Here is an 18,157-nt window from a genome sequence, read left to right as displayed (position 1 = left end):
AACCAGTTCAAATTAAAAGCTTTCCAAGCTTTTATCTTTTTTTGTAAAAATCAAATAGCACCGTGTGTAATTCGCGAATTACACACGGTGCTATTTACATAAACATAACTACTATTAACTGGTAGTATTACAGTACTTATTTTTTCCTTTCTTCGTTCACAATTAGTTTTAAAGAATTGATGTAATCTGTATCAAATTCAATCACTCTTATTTTATTTGGTTTGAAACTCATCTCCCCTTCAAATTGTCCCTCGGTTCCCAAAAAATCGATGACCAGTTCTTCTTCATTTAATTCTATCAATTTGCCTAAATAAACCGCTTTGTCAGACTTGGTTGCAATCTGAAAAATCTCATATTTATTGGCTAGAAAATTTATAATGGAAGACAAATCCTGTAGCGGAATTATTTCATCGGCACTTGTTTTTAACCCTTTCAGTTTAATAACCCTTTCTGTGAATTCATGATCTTTGTCCTGAATGATGGCCTTTACATTTTTGTTTTTCAAGATTGTATAGCCATCAATAATAAAATCGACCGGGTTATTTTTGAGTAAAATCCAATCTTCTGTCCAGTCAATAAGAAAACCACTAAAAATTTCTTTTTTGTCTTCAAATTCAATTGTAATTAATTGGCGTATGTATTTTTCCATTATTTATTTTTGTTTGAAGTACATTCTACTTCCAGCTTGATTTCACTCCAGTCATGGGGATAAAAACTTTAAACGAACTTTATTTTGGTAACTAGAAAGTAAAGGTATGCACTTTGAACTATAATTCAAACTCTTTCGAATGCTTCCGATTACAGATGGGCACGTATCTACTACCATAAGCTATCGAAATGTAGCATACCATTTTCTGTCATTAATCACGTTACATACACAACTATTTACCCAGTAATTTAAGTAGATAATCGATGCCTTCAAGCACCAAAGAAAGTGATAAACAAGCGCCCGTTGAAACAATTTATCTTTCAATTTTCTTATCGTCTTTACCTAATTATATTTCGATTTCTCTTTTATCGAATTGCTTGTATTTTTATTGTAGAATGAAATTTCAAGAATTCAGATTTAGTTTGGGTTTAACTATAGAGAACGATAGATCCTTTCCTACTAATAGGATCTGAAATTGGTTCCGTTCAGCACGCGTTTCATTATTGGTGCTACGCACGCAAAGAAACCCTAACTGTTAGCAGTTCGGTTTTTTTATTTAGTATCAGTTTTCGTTTCAATTATTTTACTATTTCTGCTCCATTCACTCCACGAACCAACATAAAGTTTTGGAATTTCCAATTCCGCATATGCGATTGCTAAAAGGGAATGGCAAGCCGTAACGCCAGAACCACAATGAACAATTATATTTTCGGATTTAAAGTTTCCAAATATTTTTTCATACTTCATTTTTAGTAAGTTCGGTGATAAAAACAAACCGTTTTCGTCTAAATTTTCAGTAAAAGGAACATTTATCGCTCCAGGAATATGTCCTGCAATTAAATCGATTTGTTCAGTTTCGCCATTATAACGTTCAACATCACGAATATCAATTACAATATGATTTGCGGTTCTTGAAACTTTTTCAACCTCGGCAATTTCGGCAATTTTTAGTTTCCAATTGTCAACGTTATATAATTCTGTTTTATTAATACTTTCTGTATTTGAGCTTATTGGAAAGTTGTTTCTTTCGGCTTCTTGAATTCCGCCACTAAGAACTTGAACTTTTTCGTGGCCAATAGATTTCAGCATCCACCAAAATCTAGCTGACGCATTCGAACCATTTCTGTCATCGTAAATTATTACGTAACTTTTTGATGAAATACCAAGGTTTGATAATGTTCTTGCAAAATTTTCAATTTTTGGCAACGGATGTCTTCCGCCAATTGATAAATCGTCTTTAATTTCGGCAAGTTGAGTATTTAAATCTACAAATATTGCTCCTTCTAAATGTTTAGCGTTATAATTTGATTTTGCGTTTTTCCCATTACTAACATCTACAATAACTAAATTTTCAATTTTATATAACTTCAGCAATTCTGAAGCTTGAATAATTGGAAAAATATTTAAACTCATTTTCTTTTTTTCGTTTGGATAAAATGATGAACAACGTCAGTTTGTCTAAAAACCTCAAACGAACATTATTTGGTTAATTATTGAGTAGATATATATGATTTAAACTACAATTAAAACTCTTCTTGGTAAAAGTCGCTTTATGATAATAAAAATAAAACAAAGCGTAAAAAGCTTTGAAAATCGCTTTTAGATTCCCAAAAGGTAAAGCCAATACTTTTAGATAATGTTGTAGTATATTGTGGTCATTTTGGTTGAAAATCCGGTAAGAATTATGGCAGAAACCATGGGTGGTATTTGCTAAGAAACCTTTAGGAAGTCTTAAATCGGTGGTGGAATATTTGGGAAGATATACCCATAAAATCGCCATTAGCAACCAACGAGTCAATAGTATCGACGAGCAAAACGTGACTTTTGCTTATAAGGATTACCGCGTAGTGGTCGTATAAAAACAAATATCACTGACGCATCAGGAATTTATCAGGCGTTTTGCGTTAAATATTTTGCCAAAAAGATTAGTCAAGATCCGCCATTACGTTTTTTTGAGCAGTACACGGAAACGAGCAAAGTTGCAACTTTTACAAGAAAAACTGCAAGTGAAGGTATTACAAAAAGCAGAAAAAAAGCCTTTTTTACATAAATGTCCGTGTTGTAAAACAGGCAATTTACATCGGATAGCAGTTTTTGACCAGCGCGGTCCGCCTTCGTGGTTTCTTGGCGGTAGCCAAAGTTCTTATTCCTGTGAAAGTTAATTTTATGGGTAAGGTTAATTGTACCGAATAGTTAAGGAAAACACGAGGAAACCAAGCTCAAACTTCTACCTAAAAAGAGGACACTAAATCCTCTTGACATTTTTTCTTAAAACTTTACGAAAACTCCATAGTACCTGCCAGTGAACGGTTCTACCGAAAAAGCGGTACAGGCTGTTCAACAGGAATTTCATTGTTCGTGCTGCGAACGCAACGAAATTCTAGCTGTTGTATGCCGTATTTTTCATGTTTTATCAAGAAAATTACTCTTCGTTTCTATTATTTTAGGATTTATAATTATTGTTATAAGCATTCCCGTTATAATGAGTAGAAATATAAATTGTGTTAAATCAAATTCTCTTTTTGCTAGTACTACTTCTAAAAAATATATTACAAAAGTTGCTACTACATAGGGAAGTCTCGCTCGTTCCACATTATACCATTTATATAATTGTATTGAAAGTAGGTAAATTCCAAACTGACTAATTGCGTATAAAACGAATATCCAAGAATCTTTTAAGTCAAAGTTAAGTTTTTCTCCATTTATAAAGAATAATGATAAACCAAAAATTAAATTACTCAAACTAAAGACATTACTTAGTACAATAATATTCTCTTTTCCGGCTGAGTTTTTCATAAAAACATAACCTAACGCTATTAAAATAATACTAGTAAATGCATAGAAATAACCTAATGATTTTTCATTATGAATGTTACCCGAAAATGTTACAAAACTCACTATTATGATAGTCCAAACAGATAACCAAAATTGCAGACTTGATTTTTTATTTTCGTTTTGATTTGAAAATAATGCGACTAAAATTAATAAAAAAGCAATATCTAATCTTCCTAATAATGCAATTGTTGAAGCATTTAAAAAAGTAAATGAAGTTGTATAAAAATAAGATGCAAAACCACTTGAAAAAAATCTAATAATTTGGGTTTTCTTATTTTGAGGAATAATTTTATATCCTTTTACTTTTGACACCACTATTCCAATAAATAAACAAAGAAATCCTCTATAAATCATGTTTTCAGAAGTTGAGTAATTTCTGTTGGACATTTCTTTTATAGTATAAATATAAGTTGAAGTTGAAAGAATTGCTAACAGAAAAATTCCCCATTTTAAGATATTTTTCATTTACATTTAATCATTTTGAGGAAATTTTTTATTTAAATTTTACTTTACTCATTATTAATCAGTATTTTGAGTAATATGGCACACAACGTCAGTCTTTGAAAAAACCTCCGTTGTATTATCATCAAATATAATAAAATACTAGTATAAAAAGAAGATTTTTCGTATTTTTAAGAATGCAACACATCACAGGTATTTCCCGTTAACAAATGCGTTTTTCAAGTTTAGAAGATAATATACGTCCCGATAATCAGGTACGATTTATAGATGCCGTTATCGAATATATTCTCCTCTCTAAACTAGATTTTGCTGTAAAAACGCTCAAGAACGTAGGTCGCACGACTTTCAATAGTAAATTGTTTCTAAAGATGTATTTATACGGTTATCTCAACGGAATCAGAAGTGGTCGAGATCTAGAAAAGGAATGTTTCAGAAACATTGAAATGCAATGGCTTTTAGAAGACATTCGTCCCAATTACCAAAGCATTACCGATTTCAGAAAATAACCCAATCGCATCAAAGAACACTTTCAAACTATTTGTTTCGTTCTTGAAAGAAGCTGATTTGATAAGTGGCGAAACCATAGCTATCGATGTTTTTTTGGCGGTGGCCAAAACACAATTCCCTCTAAAAGCGAATTTTACGGGTAAGGACAGGTATACCGAAAAGTGAAGGAAAACACGAGGAAACCAAGCCTAAAATTAAGCCTAAAACCACTCCAAAAAAGAGGACACTAAATCCTCTTGATATTCTCTCTCAAAACTTTACGAAAACTACATAGTACCTGCCATTGACCGGTTCTCCCGAAAAAGCAGGACAGGCTGTTCAACAGGAATTTCACTGCTGCTGGTGCTGCGCACGCAACGAAATTCTAGCTTGTAGGCTTTCGCCTTTATTTATTTATTTATTTTGTTTCCCCAATTTTTCAACCGCTAAAATCCATTTTTGTCTTGTTGTATCTTTTGAGTTTTTAATGATGCCAAAGTATGAAACTTTAACTGGATTAATTCCACAAAATTCTAATGTTGATTTTTTTAATTGATTGACACTTGGCCTGCCGTATATCAACCAATAATACCAACTCGGTTGGTCAAGTGTCGTAATAATATGAGCTGTTTTACCTTTTAATAATTTGTCCCACAGTATTGAGTTTTCTTTGTACTGAAATGCAAAACCTGGCAAAAAAAGTCTGTCAATAAATCCTTTCATAATCGCAGGAAGTCCGCCCCACCAAACAGGGTGAATCCAAACTAAATGGTCTGCCCATTTAATTTTTTCCCAAGCATTCAAAAGGTCTGGCTCTAATTCTGTTCTTTTTTGATACCCAAATTGCAGATTTGGATTGAAATTGAGGTCTGCAATTATTATTTCTTTGACTTCTGCCCCTGAATTTGTAGCACCTTTATTATAGGCTTTTGCAAATGCAAAGCTCAAACTTTCTTTGTTTGGATGACCATTTATAATTACTATTTTTTTCATAAATTCTTTAATGTATCGATATTGAGCTATTTGAAGTTAATGAAACTGTAAAATCTTTTGGGTTGTGTAGTTGATGGCTAAAATAAACACTGTTCTGAAAACTGTTTTCAAGTATTTTTTCAACATGTAGTACAGTGGAAAAAGAGGTCAATTCCGATTGACCTTTTTGACATTTTAAAACAACTTTTTCTTGTTTAGAATTACTGTGTGAGACAAAAATTTCAAACGTTGAAACATCTCCACTACCGCTTCCTCCAAATATTAATTTTCGTTCTTTAAAATTTAAAATTTTAAAGAAATTTATTTTTTGCATGATGCCTAAAGCAGAAGTAATGAGTTTAGAATCAAAGGTCAGTTTGGCTGAAACAGTTGGTATCTTTTCTATTTGATTAAAAATATATAAATCTGGAATATCAAAATCATAAACTTTCCTGTTTTTACCGTCAAAATTAAAAACATGATACTTTGAATTTAAAAAATGCTTGGTATTAACCTTAGTATTATTTTTATAGAAATTAAATGGTTTGCTTACATTTTCAGCCATAAAATCTGCCGAACTTTTCCCAGCTTTATCTTTAGTAGAATAATAAACCAAAATTTCAACATTTTTGACATCATTTGCTAAAACACCTTTTGAATATAATAGCAATGGTGCAATACCACCCATCCATCCGGAACTAAATACAATTTTACTTTCAATGGTTCTTTTCTCAGTAAAATCTAAAGATTTTACTAGTTCACTTGTCGGTTTTGTAATATCGATATAATCAATTTTAGATTTTATTGCATAATCTAAAGCATTATTATCGGGGTCTTTTGTACAAAGTATGATTAGATTGATTGAATGCTTGTATAATGATTCAAAAGAGTTTTTGTCATTTATATCAATTTGAACATGATTTGGATTGGTACCCTTATTTCTTGTTCCGATTAAAATTTTTAAAGCTGGGTTTCTGCTCGAAAGCATTTCATAAATAGTTTTTCCAATCAAACCAGTGCCACCTATAATTAAAATTGTTTTGCTCATCTCTTTAGTTTAAGTTTAGATGTGCAAAGCTAAATCCTATCAAACTTTGAAAATAGGACAAATGTCTAAAAAGAAAATTCTTTTCGTATTCTGCTTAAATGTCGTTGTGAAATACCTAAGTAAGAGGCTAAATATTGTAAAGGAATTTTTTGAACATACTCTGGATGATTTTTCATTAAGTCTGCATATCGTTTAGTGGCATCGCTTTTTTGCAATTGAAATATTCTTTTTTCTAATTCAATGTATTGTTGTTCTGCTATTGTTTTTAAGAAATAGACCCAATTAGGTTTTTGTTGTACTAATTTATCAAACTTGTCCTTAGGAATGATTAATAATTCAGTTTTTGTAATAGCTTGTATGTTTTCCATTGTCGGCTGTGAAGTCACAAATGAAGAATAAGCAGTCATTAAACTGTTTGGAAAAGTGATACAATAAGTAACTTCTTCCTCTTTGTCGGACGTATAATAAGAACGCAGGCTGCCTGTTAAAACAAATGCTACTTGTTTGCAAGTTTCGCCTTCTTTAATAAAATACTCCGCCTTTTTGAAGATTTTATAAGTTAAAAGTTGCAGGAAATCGTCAATTTCAATATCTGTCAATATATTGAAGGACTGCAAAAAGTGTCTTAAGCTATCGTTTTTCATTTTTAGTTTTCTGTTCCTTCGAAGCGGTTGTGACAAGGCGACGCATAGCGTCAGTCTGTGAAAAAACCTCCGTTGTATTATCATCAAATGTAACAAAATACTAGTATAAAAAGAAGATTTTTCGTATTTTTAAGAATGCGCCACATCACAGGTATTTCCCGTCAACAAATGCGTTTTTCAAGTTTAGAAGATACTATAAGTCCCGATAATCAGGTGCGATTTATAGATGCCTTTGTCGAATATATTGACCTCTCTAAACTCGATTTTGTTGTAAAAACGCTCAAGACTGAAGGTCGGGCATAAAAAAAGCTGTTCAAAGGAGAGTTATGAATTTAAAAATACCTAACCTAAAAATGCAAAGAATGCCCTGTAAAACATTTATGTGCTAGTCGAGCGGCAGGAAGAGAGATGAGCCGGATCCCATATGCCGACGCTGTAGAAGAAAACAACAAACGCTACCCTGAAAATCCACAGCTCTACCGCAGACGACAAGAATTGAAGCGTAGCGGAAATCACGAAAACAAATAAAAAGACAATAAAAATTGAGTAAATCAACGAGCACATCTTTGGCACCATCAAGCGGCAATGGGGCTACAATCATACTAATTTAACAGGATTAGAAAAAGTAAATGGAGAACACTGCCTGATTATGCTAGTGTATAACATCAAACGCAGCATCAATATACTCGGCGTTCCCGATCTGACTGCCAAACTCAAAAAATGGAATTCACCCTACAAGGCAAAAGTCTTGGTTTTACTAAAAACGAGTTATTTAAAGCTGAATTTAGAATACTATTTCTATCAAACCAAAATATAGCCTAAAAATAACGACTCGTTAAATGGCTTCTATTTGAGTTCTTGAGTAGAATTATCTGAAGTTTTTGAAAGTAAAAGAGGTTTTTTCACAGCCTGACGTTCTCGCGCTACAAGCAGTTTGGGACTAAATTAAGCCCTATTTTCGGATTTGCCTAATCTTCCAAATACAAAACCAACTTCAAATTAAGCCTAAAACCCAAATTGCTTGTAGAGTGTATTAGCGGTTCGTTGTTTTTCTGTTTAGTTTATCGGCTGTAATTATTCTGTTTGTATAGGAATTAATTGTCAGCCTAATATTTCTTTTGTTGTTTGTAATGTAAATATTTTTTCCTGTCTTTTGAAATTCTGTTTCTTCAGTTTCGTTGATAATTGCAAAAATCATCTCTTCAATTTTGTTGTTTGAAAGTTCTATGTTTAGTTTATTATTTATTCTGCCATAAACAAGTTCTGTGTAACAAATTTTATCTAAAATGTCTTTCTTATAGTTTTCCATTACTGTTTATTCAGTATTATTTGTTTGTATTTAATGGTAAATAAATATCAATTATTGATGTCTGCTTATTCCATTTAAAACGATAGTCATATTTTTCAAAATGTAAAAATCCTGTCCTATTATTGTCTTCAATTTTCAAATTGGTTTTAGGTAAAATAACTTTATAAATCTCAAAAATTGTTTGTTTTATATTTTCCATTTTTCCTTTATGGCTAAATATTTCATATTCGCCTTTTGGAATTTCTAAACTTGTAAAATGATCAGGAAACAAATTATTATTTGTCGGAATTGCCGTCAAGTAAAAATATTTTTCAACTTTCTTAAATGTTATTCCATATTTAGTCCAATTTCCGCCGTTTTGATTTAATTTCCACTTTTTTAGTTCAGCATTAAAAGTTGTCCAATGTTTTTGTATAATTTCAAAATTCTCATTTTGAGGTTTTGTCAATTCTGTCACAAGACCACAAGTTTGAATATTTTGTTCTATCGTTGTCATTCGGTTTCCGTTCTTACAATGACCGCTAACGTCAGTCTGTGAAAAAATCTCTGTTGTATTATGATCAAATATAACAAAATACTTGTATAAAAAGAAGATTTTTCGTATTTTTAAGAATGCAACATATCACAGTTATTTCCCGTCAGCAAATGCGTTTTTCAAGTTTAGAAGAAACAATACTACCGATAATCAGGTGCGATTTATAGATGCCTTTGTAGCGCTTATTGACCTCATTAAGCTAGATTTTGCTGTAAAAACGCTCAAGACTGAAGGTCGGGCATAAAAAAAGCTGTTCAAAGGAGAGTTATGAATTTAAAATACCGAACCCCAAAATGTAAAGAATGCCCTGTAAAACATTTATGTACTAGTCGAGCAGCAGGAAGAGAGATTAGCCGGATCCAATATGCCGACGCTATAGAAGAAAACAACAAACGCTGCCATAAAAATCCACAGCTCTACCGCAGACGACAAGAATTGAGGCGTAGCGCAAATCACGAAAATAAATAAAAAACCAATAAAAATTGAGTAAATCAACAAGCATATCTTTGGGGCCATCAAGCAGCAATGAGGCTACAAACATACTAATCAGTAAACGGAGAACATAGCTTGATTATGCTGGTGTATAACATCAAACGCAGTGTCAATATCCTGGGCGTTCCCGATTTGATTGCCAAACTCAAAAAATGGAACTCACCCTACAAGGCGAAACTCTTGTTTTTGCTAAAAACGAGTTATTTAAAGCTGAATTTAGAATACTATTTCTATCCAATTAAAATTGCAGTCTAAAAAAAGAGCCTTCTTAAAAAGGCTTTATTTAAATTGTAGAACAGGAAAATTTAAAGTTTTTATTAGAAAAAGGTTTTTTTTTCGCAGCCTGACGTTTCCTCGCTAGAGCTCGTGGCGGTTTATGGAAAGCTTTTTTCCATAACTGACCGAGCGAAGTTATGAAAAGTAAACTAACAATCTACCGAAAAACTAGTCATGAGTTTTAGCAAGTATTACCAAAAGTGGCAATATGTAATATTTCATACTACTACTTCTAAACTTCATTTTGTTTAATTTTATTTTCAGTCAAATAAATTGTTATCGCAAATGACAAGATTAATAAACCTTTAAGCCAATTTTCAGCATCAAAGTTTATTAAATCAAAAAAATAAGAAACAAATAAAAGGAACAACATTGAGGTCAACATTAAATTTGAAGAATACTTATTTGCTAAATTCCAATTTTCAGTATTTTTCATTGATCTTGATGTTCTATATCCATATAAAAAATTAATCTTTCTCGGAGGAAAAAATTTGAATATAAAAGCAACAACTGATAAGAGTAAAAATGCAATCGTCATAGTTTATATAAATTTAAATCTTTTGTTTTTCAATTATGTATTTCTTTTTGCGATTTCAGGAACAATTTCTGGTAACATTTCGCCACTTTGTAATGGCTGGAAGTTCGTAACCTTACAGTTTTAGGCTTAACGAAAATTTGATGCGAAACAATGATTTCACTAAATACCAGCTAACTCAAAATGGCCGTTAGTGGCTAGCTTTTAATTTGGCATTATCAAATTTATTTTCCGTCGATATTTTTTCTATTTTCTGCCTTATAATTTTGTTTAAATCTCCTTTTTTCACTTTCAATTCTTTTTCAATAAATGACAGGAATTCCTCTTCATTTTTGCTCTTACTTAGAAATTGCTTTAACATATTAATCCCTCCTTTTTCAAATGCGATATCGCATATTATTGCACCAATAACATATTGAGGGTTTGTTTCTTCATCTATTTTCCAAAAATCATTCGGTTTATTTAAATCAATTTCGGGGTGGCTTTTTAAATATTCATTTACTATTTTAACACTATATTTTAGCGGCTTACCTTTGTGCGCATTTTCTTCACCCCAATATGCAGATAATCCGGTTAATAATAATTCGTTTGCATTTGGAAAATAATTATTTATTAAATGAGTAATTTCGTGTTGATGGTTTTCACCTGCAATTGCAGTGGCATAAATTATATTATTGAAATTATCGAAAAAACCACATTCTTTTGCATTTCCCATAGACAATACATAATCAAAGCCTTTAATTCTAAAAACATCTTCGCAATCACGACAGATAAAATAATTTATTCTTTGTGGTTTTAATTCAAATGCTGAACAAATATTCATCAAATAATTATTTGCTTGTTTTGCTTTTGTTTCATTAAAATTATATTCAGGAAAATAATTGTAAGTAATATTTCCAACTGTTTTTCTTTTCCATTCTTTTGTTAATTTTGGCTGATAATTAGTCAGGTAAAATTCATCATTTATTTTTGTCGCAACAATATTTGTTATTGCATAAATATCAAAAGCTTCTTTGTCGTAAAATGCTGATTTTATGACGTAATCACTTTCTAGCTTTGATATTGATAAAATTTTATTATTTAGTTGGAAGTAATAAAGAGAAGGGCTTAAGAAACCTTCGCTTTTCAACAAATCATAGCTTTTATATTTTAATTTATCATTTTCGGACCAATATGGATTGTTATTTATTTCATTTGGATTTGACTTTAAATAATTACTCCAAAGTTTTATAATTTTATTTCTCTCTAAACTTAAAGTATCTAAACCAATGTTGGTAGAAATTTCTTGGGCAGTTATATAAAAACTGTTAGTAAGTATAAATAATAATGTAAAATATAGTAGTTTCATTTTCTCTTTTAATGGTATTTTATTAAGTTTTCTGCGGAAAGCTTGCCTCTAACATCAGTCTGTGAAAAAACCTCCGTTGTATTATCATCAAATATAACAAAATACTAGTATAAAAAGAAGATTTTTCGTATTATCAAGGATGCAACACATCACAGGTATTTCCCGTCAACAAATGCGTTTATTAAGTTAAGAAGATACTATAAGTCCCAATAATCAGGTCCGTTTTATTAATGCCTTTGTAGAGCATATAGACCTCTCCAAGCTCGATTTTGCTGTGAAAACGCTCAAGACCCAAGGTCGCCCGAGTTTCAATAGTAAAGTATTTCTAAAGATCTATTTATAAGGTTATCTCAACGGAATCAGAAGTGGCCGTGATCTAGAAAAGGAATGTTTCAGAAACATTGAAATGCAATGGCTTTTAGAAGACATTCGTCCCAATTACCAAAGCATTACCGATTTTAGAAAATAACCCAATCGCATCAAAGAACACTCTCAAACTATTTGTTTCGTTATTGAAAGAAGCTGATTTGATAAGTAGCGAAACCATAGCTATCGATGTTTTTTTGGCGGTGACCAAAACACAATTCCCTCTAAAAGCGAATTTTACGGATAAGGACAGGTATACCGAAAAGTGAAGGAAAACACGAGGAAACCAAGCCTAAAATTAAGCCTAAAACCATTCCAAAAAAGAGGACACTAAATCCTCTTGATATTCTCTCTCTAAACTTTTCGATGGCTCCATAGTAACTGCCAGTGACCGGTTCGCCCGAAAAAGCGGGACTGCTGTTCAATCGGAGTTTCATTGATCGTGCTGCGCAAGCAGCGAAACTCAAGCTATTGGCAGATCGTTATTTTAGATACTCCCCATCTTTAAAGTTTTGAACTTCTATTAAATTCCCATCTATGTCAAATAAATTTAGTGTTCCATTTCCGTCTTTTAAAGTGCCTTTATCTAATTGCTTTCCATTTCCATCAAAACAACTAATTATAGTTATTAGTTTTCCATTAGAATATAATCTTTCTGTATGGATTTTTTCGTTAGTATGAAACCAATCCCATTGACCAATTAACTTTCCATTATTTAGTGTTCCAATTCCTTCTTTATTTCCATTTTCGTGATAAAACTTCCATTCGCCGTCTTGTTTACCATTATTAAATTTACCGATCTGGTGCAATTTGCCATTTTCGTGAAAAATTTTCCAAATACCAATTTCTTTTCCATCACGATATTTACCTTTTTGAAATATCTCTCCTTTTTTATGATAAAATTTCCAATTTCCAGTTTTTAAACCGTTTGAAGTTTTTCCGATTTTTTTTAATTCACCACTGTGATACGTTTCTTTTGTCAGTTTACAAGAAACAAGTAATAAAGTCGTAATAATTACGATAATAATTTTTTTCATAATTTAATATTAATTTTTCTACGTTTCGTTTTATTATGTTGCCACTAACTTTCTGGCGCTATAGTGGCTTTGGTACTAAATTAAGCCCATTCTTCGGATTTGCCACCCGTGTGATGGCGAATAGGCGAAGCAAATCATCCCAAATACAAAACCAACTTTCAATTAAGCCTAATGCTCAAATCTCTTGTAGTGGCGGTTTGCAGTGGTGTTTTTTATTTCTGTTGTTCAAGTTTTGCAATAAATTTTACAATTTTTTCAACTTTCTGATTTTCTGTTGCGACTGAATTTATGTTTTCAATTATTTCGTTTTGCTCCTCAATTTTTAATTTTTCGAATATTTTCAGCACTTCTGCGTCTTTAAAACATTCAAAAATCATTTCGTTTTCGTTCTTTTTTTCAAGGTTCGGATTTACGAGATAGAGAGTAACGTTTACAAATTCGCCACCGCTTTTTCCAATAAAATTTCTGATTTCAGAATTTAAGGACATTTTTTTGTCGGAATTTTTTAAAGGTCCTAAATTCTTATTTTCTATTTGGTAGTCATCAATTTTTCCGGATACTTTTAAATCGCCCCATTTTCCCTTAATGTCTTTAGTATTTGGTATTATGAGTTGATAAGTCCAAGCTCCATTTCCTGGAATATATTGAATTTCTAATTTTTCATTTTCAACTATGTACTTCATTTATTACAATTAAAATCGTTTTAGATTCATTATTTCTCCAATTCTCCCTTCATCGTTAAGGTTGCCACCAACTTTCTGTTACTAAAGTGGGTTTGGAACTAAATTAATCCCTATTTTCGGATTTGACAAATCATCCCAAATATAAGACCAGCTTTCCATTACGTCAAATACCCAAATCCGTTGCAGTGGCTTTTATTTCTTTCCATTTCGGTGATTTCTTTTTCAACTGGCTTTTCGTATTTGGTAGTTGCTATTTCTCCTAAACTCATTTTCTTATGCGTAAAAATTATTTTGCCGTTCTTAACTTCAATTTTGTCAACTAAATAAAATATGTCTTCATAAAAATATAAATCTTTAGTCGTTGTTTTTTGAGTTTTATTTACTTTGTCAAAATACTTTACAACAATTTTTGACAAGGTTTTTTTCGGATTAATCATGTAACCAATTTCAATTTTATAGGAATTGGTTTCTTTGATTTTGTAAGCGATTTCAATTTCCGTTTCAAATTTATTTACCAAATTTTCGAGTTCAATTATTTTACCAATTTTTTCTTCGTCTTTTTCGTAAGGTAAAATTAAAAATTTGAAAGTAACGTCTATAACTAATTGATTTTTTTTCAAATTCTGTTAGTGAATTAAATGATTTTGGCTCAATTCCTTAATCAACATATTTTATACGTTTATCTAGAAACTTTTCGCTTTCAACTAATTTTCCATGTTTTATATTTCCGGTAAAGTTTATATAAATATGGTCAAATTCTCCTGAAATAAATTGCAGCTCGTTAAGTTTTCTAGCAATTCGTTGACCGATTGAATTTGTGTCTTCAGTAATATGGTAAACATTACCAATAATTCCGTTAAAATCCCCTGTGAAATCTTTTTGTTTTATTTTGTAAAAACGAATATCTTTTATTACTCTTTCTCTTGATTTCATTCGGTTGATTTCATTCGGTTTTTTTGTATAGTAGCCACTAACGTCAGTCTGTCTAAAAACCTTAAAAAGCTCGCTGATAATCACATATTTGAAAATTTTAAAAATATGAGTCCGAATACTAAAACTTAAATTTGAGGTTATTAGACAGTCTAACATTTCGGCGTTTGGTGAGCTTGCGGATTAAGAAAGCCTAAATTTTCGGTTAAATACTGACTTTGCAAGTACAAAACCAACTTTAAATTAAGCAAAACCAGCCATTTTGCAAAATGCTGTTGGTGGCTGCTGCTGCTTGTCTTATTAAATTTTAATTTCTATCTTTTTTGTTAATTTTAAGCATCAAATTATCTTAAATGATGGTCAAAATGTTTCCATTGTGCAATCGCCCATGCATTTGGTGTCAAGTAACCAAAAAATGGATGAGGCAGTCCCGTGCATTTTGTAGGTCCGCTTTCATAAAATTGTCTAACAAGTTGAAGGGCTTTACTTTTTTCTTTTTCAAAATTCTGTAGGTCAGTGAAAATATAATTTTTCCCTGTTGGACGATTTTTGGAAAATTGTTTTTCACTTACATAACGTGTTTTAAATAAACCACCCAAAATTCGTCCAATTAACATTCTTTTTTGGGGATCTAAATTTAGTGCAGTTTCGAGAAAAGCGTTTAGATGAGCTAACATTTGAGCCACGTCCATTTTTCCCCATTGTCTAACTGCATTTGGTTGAAGATTGTCTAATCTTTTTAATATTCCGTTAAAGTCAGTTTGGTTATATAAATTGTTCATTTAATGGTCTGTTAGTTTAGTCGATTACGGTTCTGATACACTTGCCACCAAGGTCAGTCTGTGAAAAAGCGTCCGTTGTATTTATGATCAAATATAACAAAATACTTGTATAAAAAGAAGATTTTTCGTGATATCAAAGATGCAACACATCACAGGTATTTCCCGTCAACAAATGCGTTTTTCAAGTTTAGAAGACACTATAAGTCCCGATAATCAGGTGCTATTTATAAATGCCTTTGTCGAATATATTTACCTCTCTAAGATCGATTTGCTATAAAAACGCTCAAGACTGAAGGTCGGGCATAAAAAAGTAGTTCAAAGAAGAGTTACGAATTTAAAAAATACCGAACCCAAAAATGTAAAGAATGCACTGTAAAACATTTATGTGCTAGTCGAGCAGCAGGAAGAGAGATTAACCGGAGCCAATATGCCGACGCTGTAGAAGAAAACAACAAACGCTACCACGAAAATCCACAGTTCTACCGCAAACGACAGGAATTGAAGCGTAGCGGAAATCACGAAAACAAATAAAAAGACAATAAAAATTGAATAAATCAACGAGCACATCTTTGGCACCATCAAGCGGCAATGGGGCTACAATCATACTAATTTAACAGGATTAGAAAAAGTAAATGGATAACACCGCCTGAGTATGCTGGTGTATAACATCAAACGCAGCATCAATATCCTTGGGCGCTCCCGATTTGATTGCCAAACTCAAAAAATGGAACTCACGCTACAAGACAAAAGTCTTGTTTTTGCTAAAAACGAGTTATTTAAAGCTGAATTTAGAACACTATTTCTCTCAAACTAAAATTGCAGCCTAAACATAACGACCCGTTAAATACCTTATATTTGAATTCTTGAGTTGGATTATCTGAAGTTTTTGAAAGTAAAATAGGTTTTTTCACAGCCTGACGTTCCCGAACGACACGCAGTTTGGGACTAAATTAAGCCCATTATTCGGATTTGCCAAATCTTCCAAATATAAAACCAATTTCAAATTAAGCCTAATACCCAAATTGCTTGTAGCGTGGCGTGTGTTGGGCGTTTGTGCTTTTATTTTTGCAAGTACCTTTCGCTAATTATATTTATATGATGCTTAACGTGTCCTATACTAATGTACCCTAATGCTCTTGCAGATATTTTATAAGTTATACCGTTACCTAAAAACATACTTTGCTTGTCTGAAAGATTTTCAAATAACGCCTTTGAATTATTCCTAACGGCAATAAATTCGTCAATCAAACTTTCGATAGTTCTGTCGGTAACATTAATATTTGCAGCGTACAGATTTTCGTCCATTCCGTGTAATGGCGTGTCTGCATCTCCTCTTGCACAAACAAAGGCTCTAAACGCAAAGGCTCTTTCAGTGTCAATAATATGCATTAAGACTTCTTTAACCGTCCATTTATCTTCTGCATACTTGTGATTTAATAACTCTTTTGGAACATTATTGAAAAATTCTATTAAGAATTTTGCGTTTTCATCCAAAACGTCAAAAAAATTACCTTTATCAACTAGGTCAATATAGTACTGAAAATAAGATTTATATTCTGAAATTTCTGGTCTTTGCATTGTTTATTTTTAATTTAAAACAGGTCTTAAAAACGTACCTTCATAACTTAATATACACTTAGATTGTTCTAAAAGTTTAAAGTCCTCGATACACTCCTTGTCTGTCAATATTGATTTTCTATAACTTTCATATTCGGCTAAACTAGGAAACGAAAATAAGGCATACGGAATATTGTTAGCTCCTTCGCTTGGTAAAAAATAACCATGATGTTGTCCAATGAAACGATTTACTAAATCTATCCAAAGTTTACCATATTGTTCAAATAGTGGAACTTGGTAAGGGTCAATAGTGTATTTTAAATGACAAGTTATCATAATTGTTTATTATTTGGTTAAACTCGATGGTCTTTTTAGCATAACGCCCAACGTTTGCGGCTTTGAGATGGTGGGGATTTCGTAACCTTTCAACTTTCGGTTTTGCAGAATTATGATGCGAAATGGTAATTCCACTAAAACCCCGCTATATCAAAACCGATGTTACCAGAAGCCTTAATTATTCTCCAACAACTTTTTTATTGGATTTAAATAAGATTCTTCAAACCTATTTTTTAGTTGTTGATTTTCGTCATATGAAAAATCACGATTTATATCTTTCCAATTCCCAATTCTTAAACCGTTATTAATAGATGCGAATTCTAAAGTAGAATTGGTTTCATTGCCTCTTATTGCAATATTTAAAATTTTATTTTCGTTCGAATCGTAAAGATAAGCGACGAACCATAATCCATTTTCGGATCTAGAATCTTCCAATATAAATGAATTGTTAGAGGAAATTGAAACTTCAGGGACTTTATATTTCGGATTTTTCTCTTTAAATTTTTCGATGGCTTTTATTACGCTCGCCTCAGAGTAGGGAAGATCATAAGATTCTGAAAACGCATAACTTCCTGCAGAAATCATATTCATTCTTTTCGCAAGTTCATATCGTGCAGTATTACTAAATATTAGTATTGCAGAAACTACTAAAATGACAGTCGCTATAGGAATTAGATATTTTCTCATCTGTTTTTCAAAGGTTTCTGGTAACTTGTATATATATCTGATAGCGTCCGACATATCTACTCAAAATTGGGTTGCTATGTCTGACAAACGTCAGTATTTATTGTTTTGCTAATGTATAGTTTTTTTATTACAAATTATCAAAACAAATAAATACACCTATCTCAGCATCTTTCTACCTCTTCCTCCTA

General features: G+C 31.7%; 22 protein-coding genes and 1 pseudogene. 5 read left to right on the top strand and 18 right to left on the bottom strand.

Translation table 11 applies throughout. The features are described from left to right. Positions 1 to 136: 136 nt before the first annotated feature. Together G7A72_RS00115 and G7A72_RS00110 are read right to left on the bottom strand one after the other, a co-directional pair. Positions 137 to 649: a hypothetical protein gene (locus G7A72_RS00115; protein WP_165150951.1), complete on the bottom strand. Its 513-nt coding sequence runs from the start codon at positions 647 to 649 to the stop codon at positions 137 to 139. 552 nt (positions 650 to 1,201) lie between these two features. Then, the gene (locus G7A72_RS00110) at positions 1,202 to 2,062 is read right to left on the bottom strand and encodes a sulfurtransferase (protein ID WP_165150950.1); all 861 of its coding nucleotides are present in this window, start codon (positions 2,060 to 2,062) and stop codon (positions 1,202 to 1,204) included. A gap of 269 nt (positions 2,063 to 2,331) precedes the next feature. Between G7A72_RS00110 and G7A72_RS00105 the strand changes: the two are divergent. Then, positions 2,332 to 2,811 (top strand): annotated as a pseudogene (locus G7A72_RS00105) (transposase); the annotation flags it as partial. Positions 2,812 to 3,052: 241 nt separating this feature from the next. Here the strand turns inward: G7A72_RS00105 and G7A72_RS00100 are convergent. After that, a complete protein-coding gene (locus tag G7A72_RS00100) occupies positions 3,053 to 3,949 on the bottom strand; it encodes a hypothetical protein (protein ID WP_165150949.1) in 897 nt (298 codons plus the stop codon). Between the two features lie 206 nt (positions 3,950 to 4,155). Between G7A72_RS00100 and G7A72_RS00095 the strand changes: the two genes are divergently transcribed. Next, positions 4,156 to 4,452, top strand: a complete 297-nt coding sequence (locus G7A72_RS00095; protein WP_241258548.1) for a transposase — start codon at positions 4,156 to 4,158, stop codon at positions 4,450 to 4,452. Between the two features lie 394 nt (positions 4,453 to 4,846). Here G7A72_RS00095 and G7A72_RS00090 read toward each other — a convergent pair whose 3' ends face one another. From G7A72_RS00090 to G7A72_RS00080, 3 genes are all read right to left on the bottom strand, one after another. Further along, complete coding sequence (locus G7A72_RS00090) at positions 4,847 to 5,425, bottom strand: NAD(P)H-dependent oxidoreductase (RefSeq protein ID WP_165150948.1); 579 nt, start codon at positions 5,423 to 5,425, stop codon at positions 4,847 to 4,849. Between the two features lie 7 nt (positions 5,426 to 5,432). Further along, positions 5,433 to 6,452, bottom strand: a complete 1,020-nt coding sequence (locus tag G7A72_RS00085) for a saccharopine dehydrogenase (protein WP_165150947.1) — start codon at positions 6,450 to 6,452, stop codon at positions 5,433 to 5,435. A gap of 65 nt (positions 6,453 to 6,517) precedes the next feature. After that, positions 6,518 to 7,096 carry a Crp/Fnr family transcriptional regulator gene (locus G7A72_RS00080; RefSeq protein WP_165150946.1) on the bottom strand — a complete coding sequence of 193 codons (579 nt, stop codon included), beginning with the start codon at positions 7,094 to 7,096 and terminating at the stop codon, positions 6,518 to 6,520. 135 nt (positions 7,097 to 7,231) lie between these two features. Here G7A72_RS00080 and G7A72_RS00075 point away from each other — a divergent pair, with 135 nt between their 5' ends. Then, positions 7,232 to 7,399, top strand: a complete 168-nt coding sequence (locus tag G7A72_RS00075; protein ID WP_165150945.1) for a hypothetical protein — start codon at positions 7,232 to 7,234, stop codon at positions 7,397 to 7,399. A 247-nt stretch (positions 7,400 to 7,646) separates the two neighbouring features. Beyond that, positions 7,647 to 7,913, top strand: coding sequence for a transposase (locus tag G7A72_RS16540; RefSeq protein WP_371807574.1), 267 nt, complete (start codon positions 7,647 to 7,649; stop codon positions 7,911 to 7,913). 216 nt (positions 7,914 to 8,129) lie between these two features. On the opposite strand, the gene G7A72_RS00065 is transcribed toward G7A72_RS16540, so the two are convergent. The 4 genes from G7A72_RS00065 to G7A72_RS00050 form a co-directional block, all read right to left on the bottom strand. After that, positions 8,130 to 8,405 (bottom strand): DUF3781 domain-containing protein, encoded by a 276-nt coding sequence (locus G7A72_RS00065; protein WP_165150944.1) that lies wholly within the window; start codon positions 8,403 to 8,405, stop codon positions 8,130 to 8,132. Between the two features lie 16 nt (positions 8,406 to 8,421). After that, a complete protein-coding gene (locus G7A72_RS00060) occupies positions 8,422 to 8,901 on the bottom strand; it encodes a GyrI-like domain-containing protein (protein ID WP_165150943.1) in 480 nt (159 codons plus the stop codon). Between the two features lie 1,039 nt (positions 8,902 to 9,940). Continuing rightward, positions 9,941 to 10,246 (bottom strand): SdpI family protein, encoded by a 306-nt coding sequence (locus G7A72_RS00055; RefSeq protein WP_256371160.1) that lies wholly within the window; start codon positions 10,244 to 10,246, stop codon positions 9,941 to 9,943. 187 nt (positions 10,247 to 10,433) lie between these two features. Further along, positions 10,434 to 11,591 carry a hypothetical protein gene (locus tag G7A72_RS00050; protein WP_165150941.1) on the bottom strand — a complete coding sequence of 386 codons (1,158 nt, stop codon included), beginning with the start codon at positions 11,589 to 11,591 and terminating at the stop codon, positions 10,434 to 10,436. A gap of 358 nt (positions 11,592 to 11,949) precedes the next feature. Here G7A72_RS00050 and G7A72_RS16720 point away from each other — a divergent pair, with 358 nt between their 5' ends. Next, on the top strand, positions 11,950 to 12,060 hold the full coding sequence (locus G7A72_RS16720) for a transposase (protein ID WP_371807573.1): 111 nt from the start codon (positions 11,950 to 11,952) through the stop codon (positions 12,058 to 12,060). Between the two features lie 379 nt (positions 12,061 to 12,439). Here G7A72_RS16720 and G7A72_RS00040 read toward each other — a convergent pair whose 3' ends face one another. The 8 genes from G7A72_RS00040 to G7A72_RS00005 all read right to left on the bottom strand — a co-directional run bounded on the left by G7A72_RS00040 (position 12,440) and on the right by G7A72_RS00005 (position 17,969). Next, on the bottom strand, positions 12,440 to 12,994 hold the full coding sequence (locus G7A72_RS00040; protein ID WP_165150940.1) for a toxin-antitoxin system YwqK family antitoxin: 555 nt from the start codon (positions 12,992 to 12,994) through the stop codon (positions 12,440 to 12,442). 212 nt (positions 12,995 to 13,206) lie between these two features. Continuing rightward, positions 13,207 to 13,677: a DUF1905 domain-containing protein gene (locus G7A72_RS00035; protein ID WP_165150939.1), complete on the bottom strand. Its 471-nt coding sequence runs from the start codon at positions 13,675 to 13,677 to the stop codon at positions 13,207 to 13,209. Between the two features lie 158 nt (positions 13,678 to 13,835). Beyond that, the gene (locus G7A72_RS00030) at positions 13,836 to 14,297 is read right to left on the bottom strand and encodes a hypothetical protein (RefSeq protein WP_165150938.1); all 462 of its coding nucleotides are present in this window, start codon (positions 14,295 to 14,297) and stop codon (positions 13,836 to 13,838) included. Positions 14,298 to 14,334: 37 nt separating this feature from the next. Continuing rightward, positions 14,335 to 14,610 carry a hypothetical protein gene (locus G7A72_RS00025; RefSeq protein WP_165150937.1) on the bottom strand — a complete coding sequence of 92 codons (276 nt, stop codon included), beginning with the start codon at positions 14,608 to 14,610 and terminating at the stop codon, positions 14,335 to 14,337. Between the two features lie 341 nt (positions 14,611 to 14,951). Continuing rightward, the gene (locus G7A72_RS00020; RefSeq protein ID WP_165150936.1) at positions 14,952 to 15,389 is read right to left on the bottom strand and encodes a DUF1569 domain-containing protein; all 438 of its coding nucleotides are present in this window, start codon (positions 15,387 to 15,389) and stop codon (positions 14,952 to 14,954) included. A gap of 1,059 nt (positions 15,390 to 16,448) precedes the next feature. Continuing rightward, entirely contained in the window at positions 16,449 to 16,967 is a 519-nt protein-coding gene (locus tag G7A72_RS00015) for a DinB family protein (protein WP_165150935.1), read from the bottom strand. A 9-nt stretch (positions 16,968 to 16,976) separates the two neighbouring features. Beyond that, the gene (locus tag G7A72_RS00010) at positions 16,977 to 17,282 is read right to left on the bottom strand and encodes an NIPSNAP family protein (protein ID WP_165150934.1); all 306 of its coding nucleotides are present in this window, start codon (positions 17,280 to 17,282) and stop codon (positions 16,977 to 16,979) included. Positions 17,283 to 17,456: 174 nt separating this feature from the next. Continuing rightward, entirely contained in the window at positions 17,457 to 17,969 is a 513-nt protein-coding gene (locus G7A72_RS00005; RefSeq protein WP_165150933.1) for a hypothetical protein, read from the bottom strand. Positions 17,970 to 18,157 lie beyond the last annotated feature (188 nt).

This window comes from Flavobacterium sp. Sr18 (genome assembly GCF_011064265.1).
GTDB lineage: Bacteria > Bacteroidota > Bacteroidia > Flavobacteriales > Flavobacteriaceae > Flavobacterium > Flavobacterium petrolei.
The sequence above is the reverse complement of the archived record's forward strand: the minus strand, read 5'-3'. Positions and strand labels throughout refer to the sequence as shown.

What these genes read in the sequence shown, in the direction of transcription:
- G7A72_RS00115 (WP_165150951.1), bottom strand. Translation starts at nt 649, where the DNA reads ATGGAAAAATACATACGCCAATTAATTACAATTGAATTTGAAGACAAA.
- G7A72_RS00110 (WP_165150950.1), bottom strand. Translation starts at nt 2,062, where the DNA reads ATGAGTTTAAATATTTTTCCAATTATTCAAGCTTCAGAATTGCTGAAG.
- G7A72_RS00100 (WP_165150949.1), bottom strand. Translation starts at nt 3,949, where the DNA reads ATGAAAAATATCTTAAAATGGGGAATTTTTCTGTTAGCAATTCTTTCA.
- G7A72_RS00095 (WP_241258548.1), top strand. Translation starts at nt 4,156, where the DNA reads ATGCGTTTTTCAAGTTTAGAAGATAATATACGTCCCGATAATCAGGTA.
- G7A72_RS00090 (WP_165150948.1), bottom strand. Translation starts at nt 5,425, where the DNA reads ATGAAAAAAATAGTAATTATAAATGGTCATCCAAACAAAGAAAGTTTG.
- G7A72_RS00085 (WP_165150947.1), bottom strand. Translation starts at nt 6,452, where the DNA reads ATGAGCAAAACAATTTTAATTATAGGTGGCACTGGTTTGATTGGAAAA.
- G7A72_RS00080 (WP_165150946.1), bottom strand. Translation starts at nt 7,096, where the DNA reads ATGAAAAACGATAGCTTAAGACACTTTTTGCAGTCCTTCAATATATTG.
- G7A72_RS00075 (WP_165150945.1), top strand. Translation starts at nt 7,232, where the DNA reads ATGCGCCACATCACAGGTATTTCCCGTCAACAAATGCGTTTTTCAAGT.
- G7A72_RS00065 (WP_165150944.1), bottom strand. Translation starts at nt 8,405, where the DNA reads ATGGAAAACTATAAGAAAGACATTTTAGATAAAATTTGTTACACAGAA.
- G7A72_RS00060 (WP_165150943.1), bottom strand. Translation starts at nt 8,901, where the DNA reads ATGACAACGATAGAACAAAATATTCAAACTTGTGGTCTTGTGACAGAA.
- G7A72_RS00055 (WP_256371160.1), bottom strand. Translation starts at nt 10,246, where the DNA reads ATGACGATTGCATTTTTACTCTTATCAGTTGTTGCTTTTATATTCAAA.
- G7A72_RS00050 (WP_165150941.1), bottom strand. Translation starts at nt 11,591, where the DNA reads ATGAAACTACTATATTTTACATTATTATTTATACTTACTAACAGTTTT.
- G7A72_RS00040 (WP_165150940.1), bottom strand. Translation starts at nt 12,994, where the DNA reads ATGAAAAAAATTATTATCGTAATTATTACGACTTTATTACTTGTTTCT.
- G7A72_RS00035 (WP_165150939.1), bottom strand. Translation starts at nt 13,677, where the DNA reads ATGAAGTACATAGTTGAAAATGAAAAATTAGAAATTCAATATATTCCA.
- G7A72_RS00025 (WP_165150937.1), bottom strand. Translation starts at nt 14,610, where the DNA reads ATGAAATCAAGAGAAAGAGTAATAAAAGATATTCGTTTTTACAAAATA.
- G7A72_RS00020 (WP_165150936.1), bottom strand. Translation starts at nt 15,389, where the DNA reads ATGAACAATTTATATAACCAAACTGACTTTAACGGAATATTAAAAAGA.
- G7A72_RS00015 (WP_165150935.1), bottom strand. Translation starts at nt 16,967, where the DNA reads ATGCAAAGACCAGAAATTTCAGAATATAAATCTTATTTTCAGTACTAT.
- G7A72_RS00010 (WP_165150934.1), bottom strand. Translation starts at nt 17,282, where the DNA reads ATGATAACTTGTCATTTAAAATACACTATTGACCCTTACCAAGTTCCA.
- G7A72_RS00005 (WP_165150933.1), bottom strand. Translation starts at nt 17,969, where the DNA reads ATGAGAAAATATCTAATTCCTATAGCGACTGTCATTTTAGTAGTTTCT.